Annotated in this window: 16 protein-coding genes and 2 pseudogenes; 13 read left to right on the plus strand and 5 right to left on the minus strand. The window is 44.2% G+C overall.

The features are described from left to right. Nucleotides 1-6: 6 nt before the first annotated feature. The 5 genes from J4856_RS04425 to J4856_RS04445 all read right to left on the minus strand — a co-directional run bounded on the left by J4856_RS04425 (nucleotide 7) and on the right by J4856_RS04445 (nucleotide 7,894). Complete coding sequence (locus J4856_RS04425) at nucleotides 7-1,251, minus strand: DUF4374 domain-containing protein (protein WP_044080964.1); 1,245 nt, start codon at nucleotides 1,249-1,251, stop codon at nucleotides 7-9. Between the two features lie 41 nt (nucleotides 1,252-1,292). Continuing rightward, nucleotides 1,293-3,584, minus strand: a complete 2,292-nt coding sequence (locus J4856_RS04430; protein WP_234967183.1) for a TonB-dependent receptor — start codon at nucleotides 3,582-3,584, stop codon at nucleotides 1,293-1,295. Between the two features lie 96 nt (nucleotides 3,585-3,680). Continuing rightward, on the minus strand, nucleotides 3,681-5,411 hold the full coding sequence (locus J4856_RS04435) for an ABC transporter ATP-binding protein (protein ID WP_025836945.1): 1,731 nt from the start codon (nucleotides 5,409-5,411) through the stop codon (nucleotides 3,681-3,683). Nucleotides 5,412-5,423: 12 nt separating this feature from the next. Further along, on the minus strand, nucleotides 5,424-7,205 hold the full coding sequence (locus J4856_RS04440; RefSeq protein ID WP_025836946.1) for an ABC transporter ATP-binding protein: 1,782 nt from the start codon (nucleotides 7,203-7,205) through the stop codon (nucleotides 5,424-5,426). A gap of 77 nt (nucleotides 7,206-7,282) precedes the next feature. After that, entirely contained in the window at nucleotides 7,283-7,894 is a 612-nt protein-coding gene (locus J4856_RS04445) for a TetR/AcrR family transcriptional regulator (RefSeq protein ID WP_025001566.1), read from the minus strand. A gap of 292 nt (nucleotides 7,895-8,186) precedes the next feature. On the opposite strand from J4856_RS04445, the pseudogene J4856_RS04450 reads away from it, so the two are divergent. The 13 genes and pseudogenes from J4856_RS04450 to J4856_RS04510 all read left to right on the plus strand — a co-directional run. Beyond that, nucleotides 8,187-8,491: pseudogene (locus tag J4856_RS04450) on the plus strand (hypothetical protein); the annotation flags it as partial. A 102-nt stretch (nucleotides 8,492-8,593) separates the two neighbouring features. After that, nucleotides 8,594-9,512 (plus strand): annotated as a pseudogene (locus tag J4856_RS04455) (IS982 family transposase). Between the two features lie 198 nt (nucleotides 9,513-9,710). Then, a complete protein-coding gene (locus tag J4856_RS04460; protein WP_004342575.1) occupies nucleotides 9,711-11,120 on the plus strand; it encodes a DUF3945 domain-containing protein in 1,410 nt (469 codons plus the stop codon). A 20-nt stretch (nucleotides 11,121-11,140) separates the two neighbouring features. Next, nucleotides 11,141-13,222, plus strand: a complete 2,082-nt coding sequence (locus tag J4856_RS04465; protein ID WP_025836956.1) for a type IA DNA topoisomerase — start codon at nucleotides 11,141-11,143, stop codon at nucleotides 13,220-13,222. Between the two features lie 92 nt (nucleotides 13,223-13,314). Beyond that, nucleotides 13,315-17,934 (plus strand): DUF2958 domain-containing protein, encoded by a 4,620-nt coding sequence (locus J4856_RS04470; protein ID WP_025836959.1) that lies wholly within the window; start codon nucleotides 13,315-13,317, stop codon nucleotides 17,932-17,934. A 257-nt stretch (nucleotides 17,935-18,191) separates the two neighbouring features. Continuing rightward, entirely contained in the window at nucleotides 18,192-19,445 is a 1,254-nt protein-coding gene (locus J4856_RS04475) for a site-specific integrase (protein WP_025792440.1), read from the plus strand. Nucleotides 19,446-19,457: 12 nt separating this feature from the next. After that, a complete protein-coding gene (locus J4856_RS04480; RefSeq protein WP_004378883.1) occupies nucleotides 19,458-20,741 on the plus strand; it encodes a site-specific integrase in 1,284 nt (427 codons plus the stop codon). A 55-nt stretch (nucleotides 20,742-20,796) separates the two neighbouring features. Continuing rightward, nucleotides 20,797-21,282, plus strand: coding sequence for a DUF1896 domain-containing protein (locus J4856_RS04485; protein ID WP_004359020.1), 486 nt, complete (start codon nucleotides 20,797-20,799; stop codon nucleotides 21,280-21,282). Nucleotides 21,283-21,309: 27 nt separating this feature from the next. Next, entirely contained in the window at nucleotides 21,310-21,555 is a 246-nt protein-coding gene (locus J4856_RS04490) for a hypothetical protein (protein WP_118264313.1), read from the plus strand. Nucleotides 21,556-21,945: 390 nt separating this feature from the next. Beyond that, on the plus strand, nucleotides 21,946-22,215 hold the full coding sequence (locus J4856_RS04495) for a helix-turn-helix domain-containing protein (RefSeq protein WP_004359021.1): 270 nt from the start codon (nucleotides 21,946-21,948) through the stop codon (nucleotides 22,213-22,215). 20 nt (nucleotides 22,216-22,235) lie between these two features. Next, on the plus strand, nucleotides 22,236-22,550 hold the full coding sequence (locus tag J4856_RS04500) for a helix-turn-helix domain-containing protein (RefSeq protein ID WP_004359023.1): 315 nt from the start codon (nucleotides 22,236-22,238) through the stop codon (nucleotides 22,548-22,550). Next, complete coding sequence (locus J4856_RS04505) at nucleotides 22,538-23,047, plus strand: DUF3408 domain-containing protein (RefSeq protein ID WP_004359024.1); 510 nt, start codon at nucleotides 22,538-22,540, stop codon at nucleotides 23,045-23,047. The genes J4856_RS04500 and J4856_RS04505 overlap by 13 nt, the downstream gene beginning before the upstream one ends. A 192-nt stretch (nucleotides 23,048-23,239) precedes the next feature. Further along, nucleotides 23,240-23,659 (plus strand): plasmid mobilization protein, encoded by a 420-nt coding sequence (locus J4856_RS04510; RefSeq protein WP_004359027.1) that lies wholly within the window; start codon nucleotides 23,240-23,242, stop codon nucleotides 23,657-23,659. Nucleotides 23,660-23,828 lie beyond the last annotated feature (169 nt).

The raw sequence follows: 23,828 nt of genomic DNA on the forward strand, positions 1-23,828 counted from the left end.
AATAGATTATTCTCCGAAATAGTGCATTTGCCAAGCCTGTCCTTCCGTCGTAATAACAGCCTTGTCGCTTGCCGTATTTGTTTTAGGGTCGTATATGTATATGCCTTTGTCTTTCTCGTTCATGTTACCAAACAGAACCTTGTCTTTGTACTTCTCAATGGCAACCGAATATCCACTGGAAATAGGGATGTTGATTCGCTTCATAGTCTTGGACTTCAAATCCATCATTACGGGAACACAAGCCAAGTCAATGTGTCCTATAGACTGGTTACTTTCCTTGACAAACACATAGGCGCATACTATGCCATTACCGATATATCGGCATGCAGGAATATATTTAGGACTGACAGAGAAACCCTCTAAAGGTTGTTTACTGATAACCCAATGATAACTGGGATCGAACTCTGTCGTTCCTTTCTTGATTCGCAAGAATCCTGCATCTATTGGTTTATATCCGAATCCTCCCATGCAGGCAATGTAAATATCCCCTTGCTCATCCATAAAGATTGTTTTGCGGTCAATAGGACGGGATGGGAAAGCGATGCCGCTGCTTTTTTCCGTAATGACCTTCTCAAGTTTATCTGTTTTAGTATCAATAACAGCCATGTCTGAATAAGGTCGCTTTTCTGAAGGTAGCCAATATTCACCCACCATCGCATCCAAAGCGACAAATAGCACTCCATCTCGGATAATCATTGCACCGGGACTTGGATTCTTGACAATGGTTCCATTCTCATCCTTCAGGTCGGGAATACAGCCGTTGAGATCAATCTCCCCGATTTGCTGCATGGTGGTTGGATTGAATACCAACAGTTTGCCCAACGCCTGCAATGATACATAAGCCTTATTCTCGTTGAGAATCTCCATGCAAGCGGCGGAAGCTTGTGGCGGAAGAGGGAGTTTTCCTGCTGGTTCGAGTTTACCGTTATTACGGTTGTACTTGGACAATTCTGGCTTGTCTCCGCCCATATAAGCGGGGAATACATAAATGCTATTTTTATGCCCGAACATTCCAGACGAGAATCCTCCATAGAAAGCATTTGCATTGTCTACATGCTTGGCTTCTATACCATCAAGCAGTTTTACATGAACGGTTCCTGATTTGCCGTCAGGATTCACCATATTGAAGGAAACGGCGATGTCTCCTTTTAACTGTTCCGGGGTAGGATTTGGATTATCCTTGCTGCATCCCACAAAACTAAGCATTGCACAAGCTGCAAGCGTGAATTTGAAAAGGTTGTTTTTAATCATGACTTTTAATTTTATATTAAACAATTGAGTTAAAAAATCTTCTAACGATGTACATATCGAATTTTCAGTCCGAAAGTTCTTCCGGGGAGAGGGCGATTAAACTCCGACATAATCTTTGCGTTTGTCAGATTGTTAATGTAGCTGGAGATAAAGAGTCGCTCACTCCAAAGACTGTGTTCAATTCCTAAATTGACAGTAAAGGAGGTGGGGATTTTTCTTTCCTGATAATTACTCTGCTTGAAATCGTAGTAATATTCGTGGATATATGAAAAATCAGTCATTATTCGTGTGTTTTGCCCTTTGCCTCCAAACAAATTTTCTTTGTGGAACTCCAGCCCTCCATTCATCATCAAAAAGGGTATGTTGGGCATTCTGTCTCCTTTGGTAGGATTGGGATTTTGAGTTAGCGGTTCGTATTTTCTCGTGTCGCGCAAGTCTTGATAGGTTATATTTCCATAACCATATAGCCAACGGTTAATGTCTGCTTTCATTTCATACTCTATTCCTGTCATTCTCATTTCTCCAAAATTCTCATAATGGGAACGTATCGGACCTCCGACAAATCGAATCATATCCGTCAGATAAGTATAGAAGCCATTCAATTCCATCTGAAAATTATTTCCGCTAGAGCTTGTACGATTAAAAATCAAACCTACATTGGTACTTCTACTATGTTCCGGTGTCAAGTTTGTGGATGGTTCTATCACCCAGCCGTCGCCCAATAATTCTTCCTCCGAAGGAAGGCGCACGTCATAAGAAAAGCTTCCTTTCAGGAAAAGAGAGGGGAACAATTGGTAGCGTACGCTCTCACTGACTCCCAAGTCATGTTTCTTACAATGTACTTGCTGATAACGTTCTTGCTTTTTTAACGGATTTACCATTGTCGTGTGCGTGTCGTAGAAATAATGCTTGGCAGCCAATACGTTCATTAAGCGACTGTTTTTTGTCTTGTATTCATAGGATAAACCATGCGTAGCACTTGTCATGTGGGTATCAAAGCTGTTTTTGTACCCTAAAGCGGCGTCTCTCACCTCGTCTTTAGGAATGCCATAAGCATAATTGACAAGAGAATTGAAGTTTATCGTATGCTGACGGGCAAACATGTAATTCAGATTTATTTTACTCATGAATCCATGCTTCCGATTCTGTGCCTGTGATGGATAGCGTCCGACTTCTCCTCCATAAGGAGAAGGGCAAGGGAACGATGTTCCATCAAATTGATAACGAATCGTAGCCGTATCCACGAAAGAGGTGTTGCCATACGAATACATGAAATCCGATTTCAAGTCCAAATTCTTTATAAGGAAGTCTGTTTTGTCCAAATGAAGCTTGCCCATATAGCTCTTGGTATCTGTATGAGCCTGCCGAATGTCATATTCTATCCCTTGAATCTGTTTCTGGCTATGAATACGTCCCATTTCGATTTCGACTTCATCGAACCACCACTTAACAGCTTTCACTCCAAAACCAGTGAGCAACTTCTTGTACTGATCATGGTTTCGCTTGATTTTTAAGTTGTCATAATAGGGAGAATCCATCATGTAATTATTGTCGGAATATGTATATCCAATTCCAATTCCAAATAAAAGTCCCAACTTTTCCTCATTATGCTTCACTACAGAATTGAACTTATGCGTATTGAATGACGAATATCCGTAAGCAATGTCGTAATAACCGGGAGGAAACTCTTTCAGAACGATATTTATCGCTCCTCCTATGGAGCTTCCGCCTAACCATGCAGGTACAATGCCCTTGTAGATTTCAATTCTTTCTATCATATCTAAAGGGAAATCATTTATATCGGCATAGTCGCTGTTCTCATTCATAGGACGACCGTCAACGAACACCCCGATACGCTTTCCTTCAAGTCCTCTGACAGATATTCTCGCCGAACTTCCTTCACCGCCTCCGTTCCTTACCGTAACACCTACAGTTTTGGCAAGTATTTCGTTGGCATTACTTACAGTACCCTGTAAGTCCTTTGCTGAAATTACAGAAACGGGAATTGTCGATTCTCGCATCCTTTGCTCCTTGCTTTTCCCCACAACGACTACTTCATGCAAAGAAGAGGAAGTTTCTGTAAGAAAGACAGTAATCGGTTTTGTAACCTTTCGACATTCCAAAAGCTTTTTCTCATCCTCGTAGCCAATATAGGAGAACAAAAGTTCATGTTTCCCTAAGGGTAGTTTTAATGTAAATTCTCCCTTGCTGTTCGTTGTTGTTCCGTTTTTTTGCATCTTGCAACATACAGAAACCCCTTCCAATGGAATCCCTGTTTTCTTATCCTTCACAACTCCACAACACTCATAAAGCTCTTCATTTGATTGTGCCATAACCATGCTTTCAACAAACGTCAAAGCAATAAAAATCAATGAGACCCGGTAGACCCAAGAGAGTTGTTTGGCAATACTATTTCTTCTCATTGTCGTTTATTTCTTAGATTGGAGCAGTACCATTTGTTTATATATACCATCTTGATTTATCAGTTCATTATAATTTCCGCATTGTACGACACGCCCAGCCTCAAGAACTACAATTTTATTGGCATTTGATATCGTACGCATTCTATGAGCTATAATAATTACGGTTTTGTTTTTTGTCAGGCAGGATATCGCTTCTTGGATTTTGGTTTCATTTTCGACATCCAAAGAGGCGGATACTTCATCAAGCAATATAATGGGAGCGTCTTTTAACAATGCTCTAGCGATAGATATTCTCTGTCTTTCACCTCCGGAAATCGTGGTTCCATTTTCGCCGACAATCGTATCAATACCATTCGGTAGACGCTTTATAAACTCATCACATCCTGCAGCATGTGCGGCATCCATGATTTCTTTGTCTGTCGCATCCTTTTTTCCTATTCTAATGTTTTCTTTCAGAGATGTATTAAAAAGGGTCACATCTTGAAAGACGATAGAATAGTATTTCAGCAATTCCTCTGAATCAAAATCCTCCACACGAATGCCTCCAATGGTAACTGTGCCCGAATTGGCATCCCAGAAACGGGCTGCTAACTTTGCAACTGTACTTTTGCCGCTTCCGGACGGACCGACCAATGCTGTAACTTCTCCTTGTTTGGCAGTAAAGGACACATCTTTCAGAATTGAATCAGTTCTATTGTATCCGAATGTTACATCCTTAAACTCTATTTCAAAATGAGTAGGAGTAATATTCCGTGCAGTATCTTGAATGGGATAATTGATAATCTCATTCATTCGGGTTATTTGGCTATTCACATTTGTGATATGTGCAATGTATTCGAATATGGAAATAACCGGATCAAATATTCGGGAAGCGACTATCAGATACATAAAAAATAACATTGGGGATATTTCTCCTTTTGTCAATAATGCTGTTCCAACAATGACTAAAGTTACGAGTCCTAATTTCAAAACTAACTGAGCAGAATTAGCGATGAGTGCCCCTAATAAGTTAGATTTTATTTGGGTTCTTTCTGCTATTGCTAATTGTTCGTCCAATCCATCCAAATAACGTTTTTCTCCATTGGCAGACTTAATTTCGTGTATACTTTCTAATCCCTCTTGAAGCAAATCTGAGGTTTTCCTTTTCTCCTCAAAATGCACATGATTGTATTTCTTTTGAATCTGTTTGGTTCCTAATATCAAAATAAATGCTACCGGTATAACCCACAACAAAGACAACGCCAGTTGCCAACTGGTTATAAACAGAGGAATAGACATTATAATAAGAGCAATGGTAGAACCGAATAATTGGGGGATGGCATGTGAAAAAGCCTTCTCCAAATCTGCACAATCTGACATTATTGTATTGGTCAAATCGGATAAATCTTTTTTACCGAAGAATGAAAGGGGTAGGCGACGCAGTTTCTCTGCAAGGTGAATACGTCTATTGGCACTTTCATAGTAAGTGCTGACATAAACACTTTTGTATTGAGCTTTGGCGACTACTCCCATTACAAATAACAATAGTATTCCAGTTCCGATATAAAAGATTATAGGGACTTCAAAATGATATATATCTTTAGATAAGTATTCAATAGTAGTAGTCAGAACATAAACTACAAGACCTATTGGCAACATGAACGAAAGGTCTAACAGAGCCGACAACAATGTTCCTTTCAATAACTGGACAGCTCCTTTATTTGTTAGTGCGAACTTTTTTTCTAAATATTTTAGCATGATTATTTTATCTTATATTTTCCAACTAATTGATTTTTGATATTCTGCCCACATACTTGCATACACACCATTTTGTGCTACCAAATCCGAGTGCGTACCCGTCTCTTTTATCTCAGAGTCTTTGACTACAATGATGCTATCTGCGTCTTTGATAGTGGATAGCCTATGAGCAATTGTAAGTACTGTTTTATCTTGTGTTATTGCGGAAAACGCCTGCTGGAATAGATGCTCATTTTCAGGATCGGAAAATGCCGTTGCTTCATCAAGAATGATGATAGGTGCATCTTTCAGTATAGCCCTTGCGAGAGAGATTCGCTGTTGTTCTCCACCGGACAAGTAAACTCCCTTTGTCCCAATAATAGTATTCAACCCATCGGGCATTTTTTCTATGATGTCCTTACACTGGGCTATAGCTAAAGCTTTATTGACTTCCTCTATTGTCGCATTGGGCTTAGCATATCTTATGTTATCCAATAAACTCATCTTGAATAACTTCGAACTTTGAAAAACGAAAGTAATGTAGGACATCAGGTTTTTGCTCGAAATATTCCGAATGTCAATACCGCCAATTTTAATACAGCCTGAATTGACATCAGCAAAGCGAGGTATAAGTTTGGCTATGGTTGATTTTCCTCCGCCCGAAGCTCCTACCAATGCTACCATTTTTCCTTGCGGAATGGTAAAGCTGACATTGTTTACAGCTTGTTTCTTTTTTTCTTGAGATTGATCATCCGTATATGAGAAACTCACATTTTCAAAGGTTACGGAAAAGTCCGTAGGAATATACTCTTTATCTGTCGCAACTTCTTGTAGTGTAGGATGAGACAAAAGATTGCCAATTCTGTCTATTGCTTCTCTTGCAAGACTGGCAGCTTCTCCTAAATGCATTATCTTATTCATTATAACGACACATAGGGGAGTGAATATCACATAGAAAATAAAGGGATTGATTAGGGCTGCACTTGAATATCCTAGTTTTAGCAATAGGACAAACAGGAAAACAAAAGCTATGGACATACCTTGTATTGATAGAATGAACCCTCGCATAGGATTACAGCAACTCAATGCATATTTATATGCCCAATCCCTATATCTCAAAATGGCATCGTGAAATCCTTTGAATGAGAAAACAGATTGCTGGAATGTTTTTACCACAGGTATTCCTCTGATATATTCTACCGCTTCCGTATTCATGTCTTCAAGAGCATTCATATATTGTCTCATACTATTGCTTTTTTCTCCTCCCATCATACGTTTGATGAAAAAGGCACTCAAAAGCAATAAGCAAAGAGTTACAACTCCGAATCTCCAATCGAAAACAAATAAAGCGACAATAAAAACAATAGGCATTGTTATTGCTGCAACTAAATCCGGTAACTGATGTGCCACAAAACTATGTGTGATACTCACGTTGTCATCAATGATTTTGCGTATTTTCCCTGTTGTGTTCTGATTGAAGAAAACAAGAGGAAATGAAAGAATTCTCTTCATAGCCTGATATCTCATTTCCCGTTCTATTCGAAAAGCACCCAAATGGGAAAAGGTAAGAGATAGAAAATAGAAAAAGATTCCACCGCAGGCGAAAGCTAAGGCAGAATATGCATATTGACTGATTACGGAAGGATATTCCCCTTCGTGTATGTGAGAAATTACCTCGTCTATAATGTAATATATATATAGATAAGGGAACATGCTACACACGGCACTCAATCCCGAAAGAAACATTGCAATGGGAATGAATGATGACTTTTCTCCTGCATAACGCTTTATAGCGTCAAATAAATTTTGATTCATGACAGTATGTTATAGGTTTCAATTTTTATATAGGACGATTTCTTGATTTTGTACTAAAAAAATGAGAGTCTGATTTCTCAGACTCTCATTAAATACTTCCATCCGGCTTTCGTATAACTCGAATAGGTTTCCGAAAATGTTTGTAGCTTCTCTTTGGGAATTTTTCGATGAAGAATAAATTCCTTTATGACTGAAACCTGTATAGCCGCATACACATGCATAAAAAATGGATCTATACTTGAATTTATCTCAGGATAAATCTCTTTCATTCTACGAATATACTCTATCCCCATAGCTGTGAATTTTTGAATTAACACCTCTGAATAATTCTCGAAAGAAGAACCTCTTGCTCCAAAAAACAAAAGATATAACTCATCGCTATTTTGAGAAACTAAGGGTGAAAAGTGCCATAAAATAGCATCATTATGATGTTCTTCCTCAAAAAAACACTTGTTTAGCTTTGATGCTGTATTGTGACTATCTATTAGTTGTTGAATTTGTTCTACTACAGGATATAAGACATCATGGAATAGCTCATCTTTAGTCTTGTAGTAATAGTATATATTCCCTAAAGCCATTCCCGTAATAGCAGAAATGTCCCTCATAGAAACTTTTTGGAAGCCTCTTCTAAGAAATTCTTTCTTTGCCAAGAGAAGTAATCTCTCTCTCGTTTGATTGTCTTTACTCATAGTAAATAGTACAACGTCTTAATTTCGTGCAAAATTAAAGCATCTATCAGTTTCTCGCAATACCCAAAAATGGGTATTTTTCAATTTTATCTTTACGTCTTCTGAATATTATAGGTACGCAAAAAGGAGAATTTCCAACATAACCATATAGATAGGTAATTCTTTCTAAAAAGCCACTTCTATCCATATCGACGCCACAAGTACGCATTTATCTCCAACTGCTAACACACACGGTTTCTTTGATTTACCTTTGCCCATACACCGCTATTGGTGTCATTAAATACATTGTAAGATGGACGAAAAAATCAAAGATCAAGAAGCCCTTTTGGTGAAAGATTCCAAGGACGAGAATCTCAAAGCCATCTCAGGGACAGATGAGAAAGGCGGACTGAAGACAGTATCGTCCACCGCCGAGCATGAACAGAGTTTCCTGAAGTTCGACAAGCAAAGCAATGCTTTGGAGAACTTTCTCTCCAACTTCATACGGCAGTTCAAGCCCCCACACAATTCCACTTCTTCAAAGTCCTCTTCGAGGGTGTTGTTGCCAGTGCACGAATGCTCACCGAGATGCTCAAAGCACCGGATGCTCCCTCCAATAATGCCAGTTCGGGATAAGTAAATTCCCTAAAAAGTTGGTAATTTCGCCATTATTTTGCAACCTTATGGTTGAAAATCAACAACTTACGAACATATATAGCGTTGATTACCACTGACAAAGTTATTGAAATATTCTGTGTGTTGGATGACTTCTGCAAGAATTTAGATACCGAATTAACTAAAGATCTCTATATCGCCCCATGGACTAGGGATATAAGCGAATGAGAAACTGCAAAGGGCAAATGTCCAAAAGCAAAATCATGACCATCCTACTGTGCTACCATTTTGGCTCATTCCGCAACTTCAAGCACTATTACCTCTTTTTCATCGAGGAACATTTGGCAAGCTACTTCCTCTATGCCGTGTCCTACACGTGTTTCGTGGAACTCATGCCCTGCGTATTTTTCGACCTGATGCCCTTCATGCGCATCCAAGGTTTTGGAAAGTGCATGGGCATTAGTTTCGTCGACAGTACAATGATTCCAGTATGCCACAACATGAGAAGGAAATTCAACAAGGTGTTTGATGAACTTACCAAGAACGGAAAGGGAACGATGGGCTGATACCCTGGTCTCAAGCTGCATCTGCTGTGCAACGAGATAGGCGACGTACTCATGTTCTGCCTAACTCCCGCAAATGAAGACGACAGAAACCCTAGGGTGTGGAAGGTCTTCACCAAAGTGCTCTACAGCAAAGTTTTTGCCGACAAGGGGTACATCAAGCAAGAATTCTTTGAGAACCTCTTCAACCAAGGCATCCACCTCGTTCATGGGCTCAGTCGAACATGAAAAACAAGCTTATGCCCTTGTGGGACAAGATGATACTCCGCAAGCTATATATAATAGAATGCATCAACGAACTGCTCAAGAACAAGGCTAACCTTGTCCACTCACGCCATCGTTCCGTACATAACTTCCTCATGAATCTTTGTGCGGCATTGGCTGCATACTGTTTCTTCGAGAATAAGCCCGAGGGACTGCTAGTGCGCATTGAAAAGAGTAGGCAATTGGAACTATTCTAAACAAACCCTTATCCCGAACTGGCGTAGAAACTATATTCTAATAAAGTGATATTTTAGGCTTTACCATAAACTAAACATAATAGATTGTTTCCCATAAATTCCTTTTATTTCCTACTTTACCCGAAAACTTTTTCATCTCTTCATATACCTATAATTTAGCAGCTTGATAACAGTATTCATCATTAAAATTATCAAGCAATGGAATCAAACAGCAATGACAATTACGTGCTGGTCCTGGAAGACCGCACGGAGGTAAAGAATGAACAGGAAGCGGGTAAATTGTCCGTCGTATCCAGTGTTGACGAAAAGGGAAACCTTAAAACCACTGAGGCAATTGCTGCCAATCAGGCGGCATTCTTAAAGTTCAACAACAAGGACGGACTTCTGAAGAACTTCATGACCAACTTCCTCAAACAGTTCAACAACCCGACTCATTTCGGATTGTACAAGGTCGTGGCAGACAATGTGGAACAGGGCGTGGACAACCTGCGTACCATGCTGCAAAACCGCGAGAAGCTCGAAAGCAAGCAGCAGCTGGCAGAGATTGGGGTGTCCTTTGATGATTATCTGCCGCAAAAGAAGAATACCACTGCCATCGACCCCGAGAAAGTGGACTGGAAGATGCTCGACAACCTTGGACTGTCCCGTGAGAGATTGGAGCAGAGTGGAGAATTGGAAAAGATGCTCAATTGGCAGAAGAGCAATCTCTTGACGATAGCCGTACCTATTGGAGACACTACCATCTACACCGAAGCTCGCCTTGCTTTCCGCACGGACGATAACGGCAATGTCGGTTTGGCAATTCATCCTTTGAGAAAAGAACCACAGCTTGACTTTCCCTATATGGGCTACAAGTTCTCTCCCGAAGAAAAGGAGACACTTCTCACTACGGGCAATCTCGGTAAAACCATCGAAGTGACTCCCAAGAACGCTGAGCCTTTCTCTGCCTACGTCTCTATCGACCCGCAGACCAATGAAATCATAGCCCTGCGTGCCGACCGTGTAAATATCCCCAAGGAAATCAAGGGCGTGACTCTTTCTGACGCTCAGTATAAAGACCTTGTGGAAGGTAAAGCCGTGAAGGTTGAAGGCATGACTGCCAAGAGCGGCAAGTCTTTTAATGCCACGCTTCAGGTCAATGCCGAGCGAAAGGGCATTGAGTTCATCTTTGGTGACAACAAGAGTTTAAGAGAACGACAGGAACACAAACAGACACAGCAGCAAGGTGTACCCCATAAGCTCTGCGGCTTAGAGTTATCAGATAAACAGCGTGAAGCATTGGATAGCGGTCGCACACTATATCTAAAGAATATGGTGGATAAACAAGGGCAACCTTTCAACGCATACGTTCGCATGGACAAGGATCAGAACCGCCCACGCTTTTACAAGTGGAATCCTGACAAGAAGCAGGAAACCAGCAAAGAAAAGGTGGTTGCCGTAGCCGAAGAACACAAAACACAGGTAGCCGTGAACAATCACGGCAAGACCAACGAAGCCACGAAGAACGTGAAGGAGCCGTTGAAGACCGGTCAGACACAGCCTACTGCCGAGCAGAAGCAAAAGCAGGACGAGAACAAGCAGAAAAAGTCTCGTGGACGTAGAATGTAACCTTAAAACCATTCAGCACTATGACAACTTGTATTATTGCCGAGAAGCCCTCGGTAGCCAGAGATATTGCCCACATTGTAGGAGCAACGAGCAAGCAAGACGGATATATGGAAGGCAGCGGCTACCTCGTCACTTGGGCAATGGGACATCTCATAGCCCTTGCCATGCCCGAAGCCTACGGTTTTTCTGCCTATAAAGCTGAAGACCTGCCCATTCGTCCCAATCCTTTTCAGTTAGTGGTACGACAAGTACGTAAGGACAAGGAGTATATATCAGACCTTGCAGCACTCAAACAACTTAAAGTCATCCGTTCCTGCTTCGACAAGGCAGATCGTATCATCGTCGCTACTGATGCAGGTCGGGAGGGTGAACTCATCTTTCGCTATATCTATCAATATCTTGATTGCAGAAAACCTTTTGACCGCCTTTGGATAAGTTCTCTCACGGACAAAGCTATCCGTGAGGGACTTTCCAATCTCAAACCAGGAAGCCATTACGACAACCTCTATCATTCTGCCAAGGCAAGAAGTGAAGCCGACTGGCTGGTGGGTATTAATGCCAGCCGTGCGCTGTCCATTGCCCGCAAAGGCGGCTATTCTTTGGGACGGGTACAGACCCCAACACTTGCTATGGTCTGCCATCGGTACATAGAGAGCCGTGACTTTTCTTCCGTACCCTATTGGAAATTATCCGTCCTTACAGAAAAAGAGGGCTTGTCGATAAAAGCCGTTAGCTGTAAAGACTATGAGAATGAAGCATTGGCACAGACTGCTCTCGCTACGCTTCGCAGTCAGAGCCAGCTTACAGTGGAATCGGTCGTAAGAAAGGTGGCTGGTACACCGCCACCACTCTTGTACGACCTTACTGCCTTGCAGAAGGATGCCAACAGACGCCATGGCTTTTCTGCAGACAAGACCCTCTCGATAGCCCAAAGCCTCTATGAGAAGAAAATCACGACCTATCCCCGCACTGGCAGCCGATACATCAGCGAGGATGTCTTCGAGGAAGTCCCCGCCCTGCTGCGCAAGATAAGAGAAACACTTCTGACTCCGCTTAACCGCCATTCTGTGGACAATACCAAAGTTACCGACCACCACGCCATTATTCCAACAGGTGAAACACCATCAGGATTGTCGACAGATGAAACAACTGTCTATCAAATGGTGGTCAATCGCTTTGTCGAATCCTTTTCCTCCAATTCAGAGGAAGAGCGTATGCAGGTGCGGTTTACTGACGGTACCAACACCTTTACTTGGAAAGCATACCGACAAATCTCTTTAGGTTGGAAAGCTGTACAGAAAGGTAAAGAAGTAGAAGCTGAAAAGAAAGAGGATAGCGATGAACAGATTTTGTCTTCATTGCCTGATTTGACGGAGGGAGAGGTTTTGGCACTTGTTTCTGCTGAAATAACCGAGCATAAGACTAAACCTAAACCCCTCTACACAGAAGCGACACTGCTTTCTGCTATGGAGAATGCTGGCAAGGAAGTGAAGGAAGACGATAAGCGCAAGGCAATGGCAGAGTGCGGTATTGGCACACCTGCCACAAGAGCCAACATCATCGAAACGCTTATCCTCCGTGATTATATCTGCAGGGACAAGAAAGCCATCATACCTACCGAGAAAGGCCTGGCAGTCTATGAGATTGTCAAAGATAAAAAGATTGCCAACGCGGAGATGACAGGTGCATGGGAACTGGCACTTGCCGCCATCGAGGCGGGGAAAATGCCTGCGAATAAGTTTTCACAGGGTATCAACTCATACGTGGGAACAATCTGCGAGGAACTCCTAACACTTACTCCCGAACAGAAGTCCTATCCTGTCTACCGCTGCCCAAAATGCGGACAGCAGAGTGTCGGCATCTATGCCAAGGTAGCCAAGTGCAGGCATGAAACCTGTGGTTTTCACGTGTTTCGTGAAGTCTGCGGCATACATCTTTCTGAAGATAATATCCGTGACTTGATAAGCTCCGGTCGTACGCCTATCTTTAAAGGGCTGACCAGCAAGGCAGGCAAGAAGTTCAATGCCCGACTGGTTCTGGGTGAAGACTACACCACTTCCTTTGAATTTGAGAACAAAAAAGGAAAACAAAGAAGGAGATAATCCTGGCAGAAACAACGAGGAACAGATATAGGTTGGGAGATACAAGTATTGCCTCCCGACCTTTTTACCTCCACTTATTAAAAGAAAACACTATGGCATACAATAAGAAAGAAGTCCTGCAAGCCAACACGGACGCCATCCGTGTGGTCTTGCGCCTGGAAAAAGAACGCCGCGAAGCCACCGAAGCTGAGAAAAGTATCTTACAGAACTACCAAGGTTTCGGTGGCTTGAAATGTGTACTCAACCGCACAGACAACCCCGATGATATACGCTATTGGAGCAAGTCAGAGCAGAATCTCTTTGAGCCGACACAGCAGCTCAAACAGATGATTTATCGTGAAGCCTTAGATGCTAACACCGCCAAGCGGTACTGGGAAAGCATCAAGGCAAGCGTACTAACTTCCTTCTATACCGATACCCGTATTGTCACCGCCATTGCCGATGCTCTCACTTCTGTAAATGTACCCATACGTCGATGTTTGGATCCTTCGGCTGGCATGGGTGCCTTTGCAGAGACCTTTGCAAGGCAAGCGGGAGTTGTAGATGCAATGGAAAAAGACCTGCTTACTGCCCGCATCAGCCAAGCCCTGCACCCCTATGGCAAAGGCAATATTTTCGTCCGAAATGAGCCTTTTGAAGCCATTGGGGAGTTAGAAAACAAAGACAAGTACGACCTTGTTACAAGTAACATTCCTTTCGGTGATTTCATGGTCTATGACCGAGAATACAGCAAAGGTAAGGACACTCTTAAACGTGAGTCCACACGTGCCATTCACAATTACTTCTTCGTGAAAGGTCTGGACTGCATCAAGGAAGGTGGAATTTTGGCATTCATCACTTCACAGGGCGTATTAGACAGTCCCCGCAATGAAGCCATACGCCGTTACCTCATGCAGAACAGCCGCCTTATCTCCGCTCTCCGACTAACATCAGGTCTATTTTCAGACAATGCAGGTACGGACGTAGGCAGTGACCTCATCGTCCTGCAGAAGCAGACTAGTAAAGAAATCAGCAAGGGAATTGAACAGCAGTTCGTAGAAACTGTTTCCGTTCCCAAGGAAGAAGGCTCTACTGTCGTCTTCAAGCATAACTCTCTTTTTGTAGGAGATTGGAAAGACATATCTCATCGCACCATTGCCACAGAGCGCATAATGGGTACAGACCCTTATGGAAGACCAGCATGGGAGTATCGGTTCACAGGAGGGATTGAGGAAATGGCAGAAAGTCTCCGAACACGGCTCTCCCTTGAAATGGGACAACGTATCGACCGTAAGCTATATGAAACAGGTATACCAATGACAGAGGCAGAGCGGGAGGCGGAAGCAGAGAAACAGCTTCGCAAGTTGGGTATTACCATAAGTCGGAAAGAAGAAACAGAGAAGACAAAGACTGAAGACAAGGGTATAAACGATGCCTATAACCTAATGCCCGACAGTATCAGGAAACAGTTACCAAAACTTTACAGCACGGAAAAGGAACTCATAGGCGATAAGGTTGCCTACGCACGCTATTTCTTCCCGATGGGAGCATACACAGCCTACCTTCTGGAATATGACCCTAAGAGCCGCATTGGTTTCGGTGCTGTCACGATGGGTTATGGCTGGGAGCTCGGCAATATGTCCCTCGACGAGATGGAAGGCGTGAAGGTAAGAGGACTGGGCATTGAACGTGACCTGTATTTCTCTCCTAAGAAATTGCACGAGATAGCCGAGTTGGAAGAAATCGTCAGGGAACAATATACCAAAGAAGAAGTGGTGGCAGAGGAAATCAAGGAAGAATCGGTAACAAATACAGAAGACACGGTTAAGAAGACTGTGAACGGTACTTCTGGAATCAAGATATCCAAGGAAGAGTTGGAAACTGAAACAGAAATTAATGTCGGGCAAGTCATAGAACCAGACGATTTTACCATTACCAAGGTACAGGCAAAAGAAAATACCATTTCCAATGGAGAGACCACTCCATTGCAACCACCATCATCGGAGTCCGCCCCACAACAATCAGTATCAGGACAGCCTTCCATAACTATAGAACCTGCTCCCGAAGGTGTACCCGCTTTGACACTTCATCATCAATACGAGCAGGAACCACAGGAAATCCGTACGGATATTGAAGCCCCAAGAGAGATGAACGGACAGACAATATTCTTTGACGATGATCATCATCCGGTGGTGGACAATAACATGGAAGACATCGGACAACCGGAGCAGCTGTCATTGTTTGCCCCAGAGGAATACAGCCTTTGGGCAAGAGAAGTTACCCGTGTGAACAATGAAATCAAGGATAATTCAGGAACTTCACAGGCGCATCGTCCTATAACAAAAACTGTTCCCCAGAAATCATCGGAGTCCAAGATGCAAAAGGCAGCAACTATTCCTCAACGGCGTACTCGTAGTAGCAGGAAAGCAGCTTCTTCCTCTCCACGTGAGCCATCGCTCTTTGACTTTATGAACGAAGCCGAGGAACACAAGCCACAGCCGATAGCAGAAGTCAGAAAGGAGTTTGACGCTTCACCGCGCCCTTTTCTCTCTTCGCCGGACTCTCATCTGAGAGACGGCTCCATTGTCGTACAGAAAGGTCAGGTGGGGTTTCTTTCTGATCTGAAGCGACATCCCACCTTTAACCCGATGGACTTGCCGTATGCGCAGCTTTCCCGTCTAAAAAGCTATATCGAGATACGGGAGTGCTATCATCGTCTCTATGACTACGAGGCAGAGAACCATGCAGAAGACAGGGAAGACCGCAGCAGGCTCAACCACCTGTATGATGACTATGTTGCACGCTGGGGCTACTTTAACCAGAAGGCGAACACCGACATCATCAAGATGGATGCTACAGGCGTGGAAATGCTGTTCTTGGAACGCTCTGAGAACGGCAGATACGTCAAGGCGGACATCTTTGACCATCCAACGGCATTTTCCACCACGGAACTGACCGTTGCCGCAGACCCGATGGAGGCACTGGGTGCATCGCTCAACAAGTATGGCACGGTGGAACTTGACTACATGAGTTCGCTTTTACCTGATATGGAGGAAAGCGACATCATTTCTTCCTTGGAAGGTCGTATCTACTTCAACCCCGAAGAGAATGCTTATGAGGTTGCGGACAAGTACATTTCGGGCAATGTAATAGAAAAGGCGGAGCGTATCGAGTCGTGGCTCTTGGACCATCCCGAACATGAAGAGGCAAAACAGAGCCTTGCCGCCCTGCGTGCAGCCACGCCAACACCCATTCCATTTGCAGACCTTGACTTCAACCTCGGTGAACGCTGGATACCCTCAAAGGTCTATGGCAGGTTCGCATCGGAGTTTTTCGGGACGGATATTGGCGTATCCTACCATTCCAACATGGACGAGTACTGCATTGTCTGCGACCGAAAGAATGCCAATATCTGGCATAAGTATGCCGTACAGGGGGAGTTCCGCCGTTATGATGGCGTCAATCTATTAAAGCATGCCCTGCACAATACTATTCCCGACATCAACAAGAGCAAGGAGGTGACGGACAAGGTTACGGGAGAGACCAAGACCATTAAAGTAAGGGACGGACATGCTATCCAGATGGCAAATGCCAAGATTGAGGAAATCAGACAGGGCTTTGTTGATTGGCTCGGACGTACACCTGACACGTTCAAGCAACAACTCTCTGACCGTTATAATCGTCTTTTCAACTGTTTTGTGCGACCCAACTTTGACGGCACGCACCAGACGTTTCCCGACCTTGACCTCAGACGATTGGGCATTGCCGACCTCTACAAAAGCCAGAAGGATGCCGTGTGGATGCTCAAAACCAACGGTGGCGGCATCTGCGACCACGAGGTGGGAGCGGGAAAGACACTCATCATGTGTACGGCTGCCTACGAGATGAAGCGATTGGGACTGGCAAACAAGCCGATGATTATCGGTCTGAAGGCAAACGTATTCGACATTGCTGATACCTTTAGGAAAGCTTATCCCAATGCTAAGGTACTCTATCCAGGTAAGAACGATTTTAATAAGCAGAACCGCCAACGTATTTTTAACGACATCAAGAACAACGACTGGGACTGCATCATCCTCACGCACGAACAGTTCGGCATGATACCGCAGGCCTTGGAGATACAGGAAGCGATTATGCAAAAGGAACTGGACTCAGTGGAAGAGAATCTCGAAGTGTTGCGACAACAAGGAAGAGACATCTCCCGTGGGATGCTCAAAGGATTGGAGAAGCGCAAGCAGACGCTTGAAGCCAAGTTACAGAACATACAAGATAGCATCGCTGAGCGTAAGGACGATGCTGTAGACTTCAAGATGATGGGTATCGACCACCTCTTTGTAGATGAAAGCCACCAGTTCAAGAACCTGATGTTCAATACCCGCCACGACCGTGTGTCGGGCTTGGGCAATCCTGATGGTTCACAGCGTGCCTTAAACATGCTCTTTGCCATTCGTACCATACAAGAACGGTCTGGCAAGGACTTGGGAGCCACTTTCCTTTCAGGAACGACCATTTCCAATAGTTTGACGGAATTGTATCTTCTGTTCAAGTATCTTCGTCCGCAGGCTTTGGAGAAGCAGGGCATCAACAGTTTCGATGCTTGGGCAGCCGTCTTTGCCAAGAAGTCGACTGACTACGAGTTCTCCATCACAAACGACATCATTCAGAAGGAACGCTTCAGAACATTTATCAAGGTGCCTGAGCTGGCGGCGTTTTATGCGGAAGTGTGGGAGTAGAAAGCAGAAAATGGCATAAAACTCATATCTGACTGAAATACAGCGGATATTGCTTTTTTCTTCATCGGGTTGCATTTGAGGAAATAGGCAGAAAAGGGAGCGAAAAGGAGGGAGTTCAGTTACCAAATCGTTCGACAAACGATGAAAGGAAAAGGACGGCTGAAAGTGGTAACAAAAACGGTGCTTTCTCTTTCATTATCAGTGTTTTGCATCGTTCAAAGTTCCTCAAAGAAGTGTAATTTTGCAAGTAAAAAACAATGGAAAAAGAAAAATTCAAGCTGCTTTTCTACCTCAAGAGAGGTACGCAGGACAAAAACGGAAAAAGTCCCATCATGGGACGCATCAGCGCAGGAAGCTCTATGGTACAATTTAGTTGCAAATGCTCGTGTACTCCTCGTTTGTGGGACAGTCGCAAGAACCGACTGCTGGGCAAGAGTGCCGAAGCCGTATCGGTAAACAAGGAACTTGACCGCCTTCAGGTGAGTATTCACAAGGTTTATGAGTCTCTTTCGGGAAAATCCGATGCTCGCGTCACGGCAGAGCGAGTAAGGGAATTGGTGTTCGGGTTGAACAGCGAGTCGCAAGGACTGCTTTATCATACGGGCGAGTATATCAACCGCTTCCGTGAGCGTGTGGGCATAGACCGCAGCGAACGCAGACTAAAATGCCTGTTGCTCTTCCGCAAGCATCTGGCAAACTTCGTCAGGTACCGCTACCATGTGGAGGATATTCCCGTACAGAAAGTGGACACAGCCCTCATCAAAGACTTGGAGGACTACTTCGCCAAAGAAAAGGGCTTCAAGCTCAATACCTCGGCTGGTTATCTCTCCATGCTGGCTTCCTTGCTCAAAGACCTGCATAAACGGCATATCATTGACACCTATCCCTTCATCAACCATTCCATTCGTTGGGAAGTGGGCACTCCACGTTACATCACGAGGGAGGAGGTAAGCCGTATCGCAGCCTTGGGAGAAGACGAACTGCAAGGCTATGAAAAAGTGTCGAGGGATATGTTCCTTTTCTCCTGCCTGACGGGGCTTTCCTATACCGACGTGTATCACTTGACGGAGCAGCACGTCTTTCACGAAGCGGGAATGACTTGGATACGCAAGCCGAGAATAAAGACGGGCAACGTGTGCCACATCCCCCTACTTCCCGAAGCCGCTGCCATTATCGAGCGTTATCGGGGCATTCACACGAGGGCTTTCCGACACGAACCGCCCAAGGGGTATCTGCTGCCCATACCCGGATGCGACACGGTAAACATACACCTCAAAAAGATAGCACGGCTTTGCGGTATTCAGAAAACGCTGACCTATCACATGGCACGGCATACCTTCGCATCTCAGATGACACTGTCGGAGGGCGTGTCCATTGAGAGCGTTTCCAAAATGCTCGGACACAGTCAAATCAAAACCACGCAAGTGTATGCGGAGACATCTCCCGAGCGTGTCTTTCTGGACATAGAGAAAATACTTCCACAACTCGCACATTATCAACTGACCAACTAAAACCGCAGAACAATGAAAAGTACATTTGCCATACTATTCTACATAGATAGAAGCAAGACCAATGAAGACGGACTATGCGTAATCCGTTGCCGTATCACCTGTAATGGAACGTCCTCATCGTTTTCCACGCAGTTGCAAACTTCCCCCGACGAGTGGCTTGCCCGAAAAGGGTGCATCAAGGCGACAACAGGTAATTCAAGCGGCATCAATCTGCAACTGAACTCAATAGAAGAGTGCTTGCATTCACTCTATGAACGTACATTAAGGGAAGAAAACTATATCACGGCGGAATACCTCAAGGAGCGTTATATGCAGCAAAGTCGCCCCATGCCAACACTTACGGAGCTATATCAATCCGTTTGTGAATACAAGGAGGAATTGCAGGGCAGAACATTAAGCAAGGCAACTGTCAGGGCTTTTAAGGACAGCTACAAGAGTTTTGTTCATTTCCTGCAAGTAAGGGACAGGGCAGACTGTATGCCCACAGAGGTGGACAAGACTTTGCTTGAGGACTATCGCCTTTTTATGCTTCGGGACTTGGGAAACAAGGAAAGCAGTGTCGGCAACCGCCTACGCCACTTGCATCAGGTCATTCGCAAGGCATTGCAGGAGCGATACGTTCGTGAAGACCCTTTTGAACTCATAGACATAGAAACGCCTACCTACGAGCGCAATGCACTTACGGCGGACGACCTGCAAAAACTCTTGGCTTACCGTCCGCACCGCTCGACAGATAACCATTGCAGACTTATTTTCCTCTTGGGATGTTTCACGGGGCTGGCATTCTCAGACTTAAAGAAACTCCGAATGGACGATGTTTATACATTCGGGGATGGGCGTAGGTACATATCGCTCTGTCGAACAAAGACACAGAACAGAAGTATTGTCCCGTTGCTGCCCGTTGCCGAGAAAATACTCGCCATTGTGAGCCACGGACGAAGGGAGGGGCTTTTCTTTCGAGAGTTTCCCAGCAACAGTAATTTCAATAGAACTATTCAGGAGATATGTATTAAGGCAGGACTGCCACCGCATACTCAAGCGACCTCGCACACCGCACGGCACACCTTTGCCACGACCATCTGTCTGGAGAACGGACTTCCGATAGAGACGGTGAGCAAGATGCTGGGGCATCGCTTCATCTCCACGACCGAGATTTATGCACGGGTGACCAAGAGCAAGATTGCCAAGGAAATGCAACCCCTGATGGGTAGTGAGCATACAAGGGTACTGCGTAAAGCCTTACGGCTGTGTCCGTCAAGAACACCGAAAAAGTCAAGTCCCATAATTGGGATGTAACAGCCGTAATGAATGATTCAAAAAAAAGAAGTCCAACTTTTTAACAAGAAAAACAATGAAACAGAAGAACAAAAAGGAACTTTCCTACTTCCGATTGAAGTTAAGAAGTTACATGAGTGAGCATCACCCCGAAAAGTTGCAAGATACGGAGTTTATCACTGCACGGGCAGATATGGCTCTCACAGTTTACTGCGATGCTGTAGCACAAGGCTTTACACACATTGAAGCGGAGAGCATGGCAAGCGAGGCATTGTATCAAGGCTTGCACTTTTCCAAGTACGATACGCTTATATCCGTGTTGGAAAACGAGTTTGAAAGGGAACTTCCTGCACCGCTCCCAGAGAAACTCGTACCTATACTGTTGTCGAACAAGGCTGTTCAAGCCACATTCGACAAGTTCGGTTTGACGGACACATTGGCTTCTGACGAGCAATACGGCCGTCTTTACACCGAACTGACAGGCACGATAGTGCTGCTCATCGAGAGCAACAATCTGCCAACGGTCAGACTGACGGAGGAAGCAAGCCTGAAGGCGTTGTAGGCAAAGGCGGCGCACGCAAAGTTCCTGATGCCGTTTCTTATCGTGCAAAGGTACAACGGCAGCCTGTCTGCCCTGACAAGGTCGAGTCCTGCGGATGGAGAGAAGAATCTCCACCGCAGGATTTCTCTGTTTCAAGGTGGTATTGCCATTTTCTATATCCATGCGGTCGTATTCATCTCTCCCAACCTTGCAGGGCTGGGCTGCCGTAGAGAGTATAGGCACGACAAGAATACGGCATACTCAGGCTCTTTGGACGCAAGGCGTAACAACTAACAACAGATAGGACTGACGATAATACGGACAATCTATTGTTTGTACAATTTGTTGTCATGACTATCTGTTGTCAAAACTATATATCGTCAAAATAATCTATCGATAAAACTATCTATCGACACTTCGACATCTCGATTTGTCGAACTATCGAATTATCGATAAAACAACAAGATAATAAAAGGAACGAGCCGGCACCTCATCTCATTACCGCAATAACACAGACGGATTTCCTTTGTTTTTCTATTGCTTTCTCTCTATTTCCCTGCTTATCCTCATTTCTTGCAGTGGTGCTTCCGAGGGGTTACTTTTGCACCCGAGAAGTACGGCAATGGACTGCATAACAGTTTGTTTGCTGAGTAACAATAAAGTAATCAAAACAAAATTAAGGCAATGAAACTCATTATCATCGACCGCAAAGCGTGGGAGCGACATCGCTCCGAATTTGCAGACTTTATCCATCGTGTGGAAAAACTCATCGGTAATCCTCCCAAGACCGAGCAATGGCTCGACAACGAAGCCGTGTGCAAGCGTTTAGGCATCAGCAAGCGTACCCTACAATCATACCGAGATACGGGCAAAATCCCTTTCTCCATGATTGGACATAAGTGTTATTACAAACAGACCGACATCTGTGAAATGCTGAATGCAGTCAAGGATTGAAATCAAAGAATGAATGAATTATGGCAGAGAATGAAATCATTACGCGGGAAGACCCTCAGATGCAGTTGTTTTCACAACTGATGGAAGGCACTTTGAAGAAGTTGGAGCGGTATTGCTCTACCGCCCGTCCGATGCTGAATGGTGAGGTTTACCTTTCGGGTGAGGAGGTTTGCAGCCAATTACGGCTCAGCACACGCACGCTCCAAGAGTACAGAAACTCAGGAACGCTTCCTTTCTACAAAATCGGAGGGAAGATACTCTACAAGCAGAGTGACATACAAGCCATGCTTGAAAAACACTATAACCCGATACCCAAGAAATTATGGCAAGAATAGATGAAAAAAGGAAACAACGCTTGGAACAAGCCATTAGAGATATGGGAAATTATGGCGTTAAGCTCCGCAAGCCCGAAGAGTTACCCGATTTTGACCAGCCCTTCGATTATGAAGAGGAAAAGAGAAGGTTTGAGCCTGTTGATAAAGTTGAGGAACAAAATGACAAGGAGAGTAACAAGGATTTTTCTCAACCGTCCTATCAAGAAACAGCGTTGTCGCCAACAGAAAGGGCTACTTCTACCGAAGAATTTCATCAAAGAATGGGAAAAACAAAGGACAGAAAGCAATTATCCGAGTTTCAGGGGAAATATCTCCAGCCCTTTCGCAACAGCCACCGCAAAGCCGTGTATGTATCAGAGGAAACCCAACGAAAGTTAGACTTCGTGGTGCGGAGAATCGGTGAGCATGGAGCGAGCGTTTCGGGATATGTCGAACAGGTACTGCGGGAACACCTCGACCAATACAAGGAAGATGTGGAAAGATGGAGGAAACTCTGAATTACTGCATTCCTCGAATGCAAGCCTACGCCGAGTTACTGTATTCAATGAATGCAGTAACACAGCAGGGGCTTATAATCCCATTTTCTACATCAGCAAGGTGTGTCTTTGTACCACAAATTGCCATTTGTACCACAAAGACCCTTGCCCCGAAAGGGGATTAAATCACTCCAAAGTCGTGATTAGAAAGCAATGAAGAAGCAAAAACAAAAGAAGCCAGACGGCAGATGTGCCACCTGCCCACGATGGGACAGATGGCACATCAGAATACCTAATTCCGAAGACCAGCAGAAACTTATCAGACTCTATCGCAAGTCGGGAGCAAAGACAAAGAGCGACTTTGTCCGAGCAAGGCTTCTTGGTGAATCTTTTAAGGTCATCACCCAAGACCCTGCAAAAGAACCTTACTTGGAGAAACTCTCAGAAATCGTTGCCTTGGCTCATAAGATAGGAGTTCTGTACAACGAAGTCGTGAAAGTCCTCAATACTTATCATTCTGTTGCCACTGCTCAACAACTGCTCGGCAAACTCGAAACCTATTCCCAAATTCTCATCAGACTACAACAGCAAGCAGTACAACTGACAAAATCCTTTGGGAGTAGAGAAGAATGAATGCTGATAAATCATAACACCCATACTCGTATCGTACCGCGAATGTCCAATCCCTCTTTGGATGATACAAAAGGGTCACTTTGAACGATTACATAGGACCAGTTTCAACGATTTTTCCACTCTGCCCTAATACTTTATCTTTTGGAAAGTACATTGATAATCAGATAAT

The organism is Prevotella scopos JCM 17725, assembly GCF_018127785.1.
GTDB classification, from domain to species: Bacteria; Bacteroidota; Bacteroidia; order Bacteroidales; family Bacteroidaceae; genus Prevotella; species Prevotella scopos.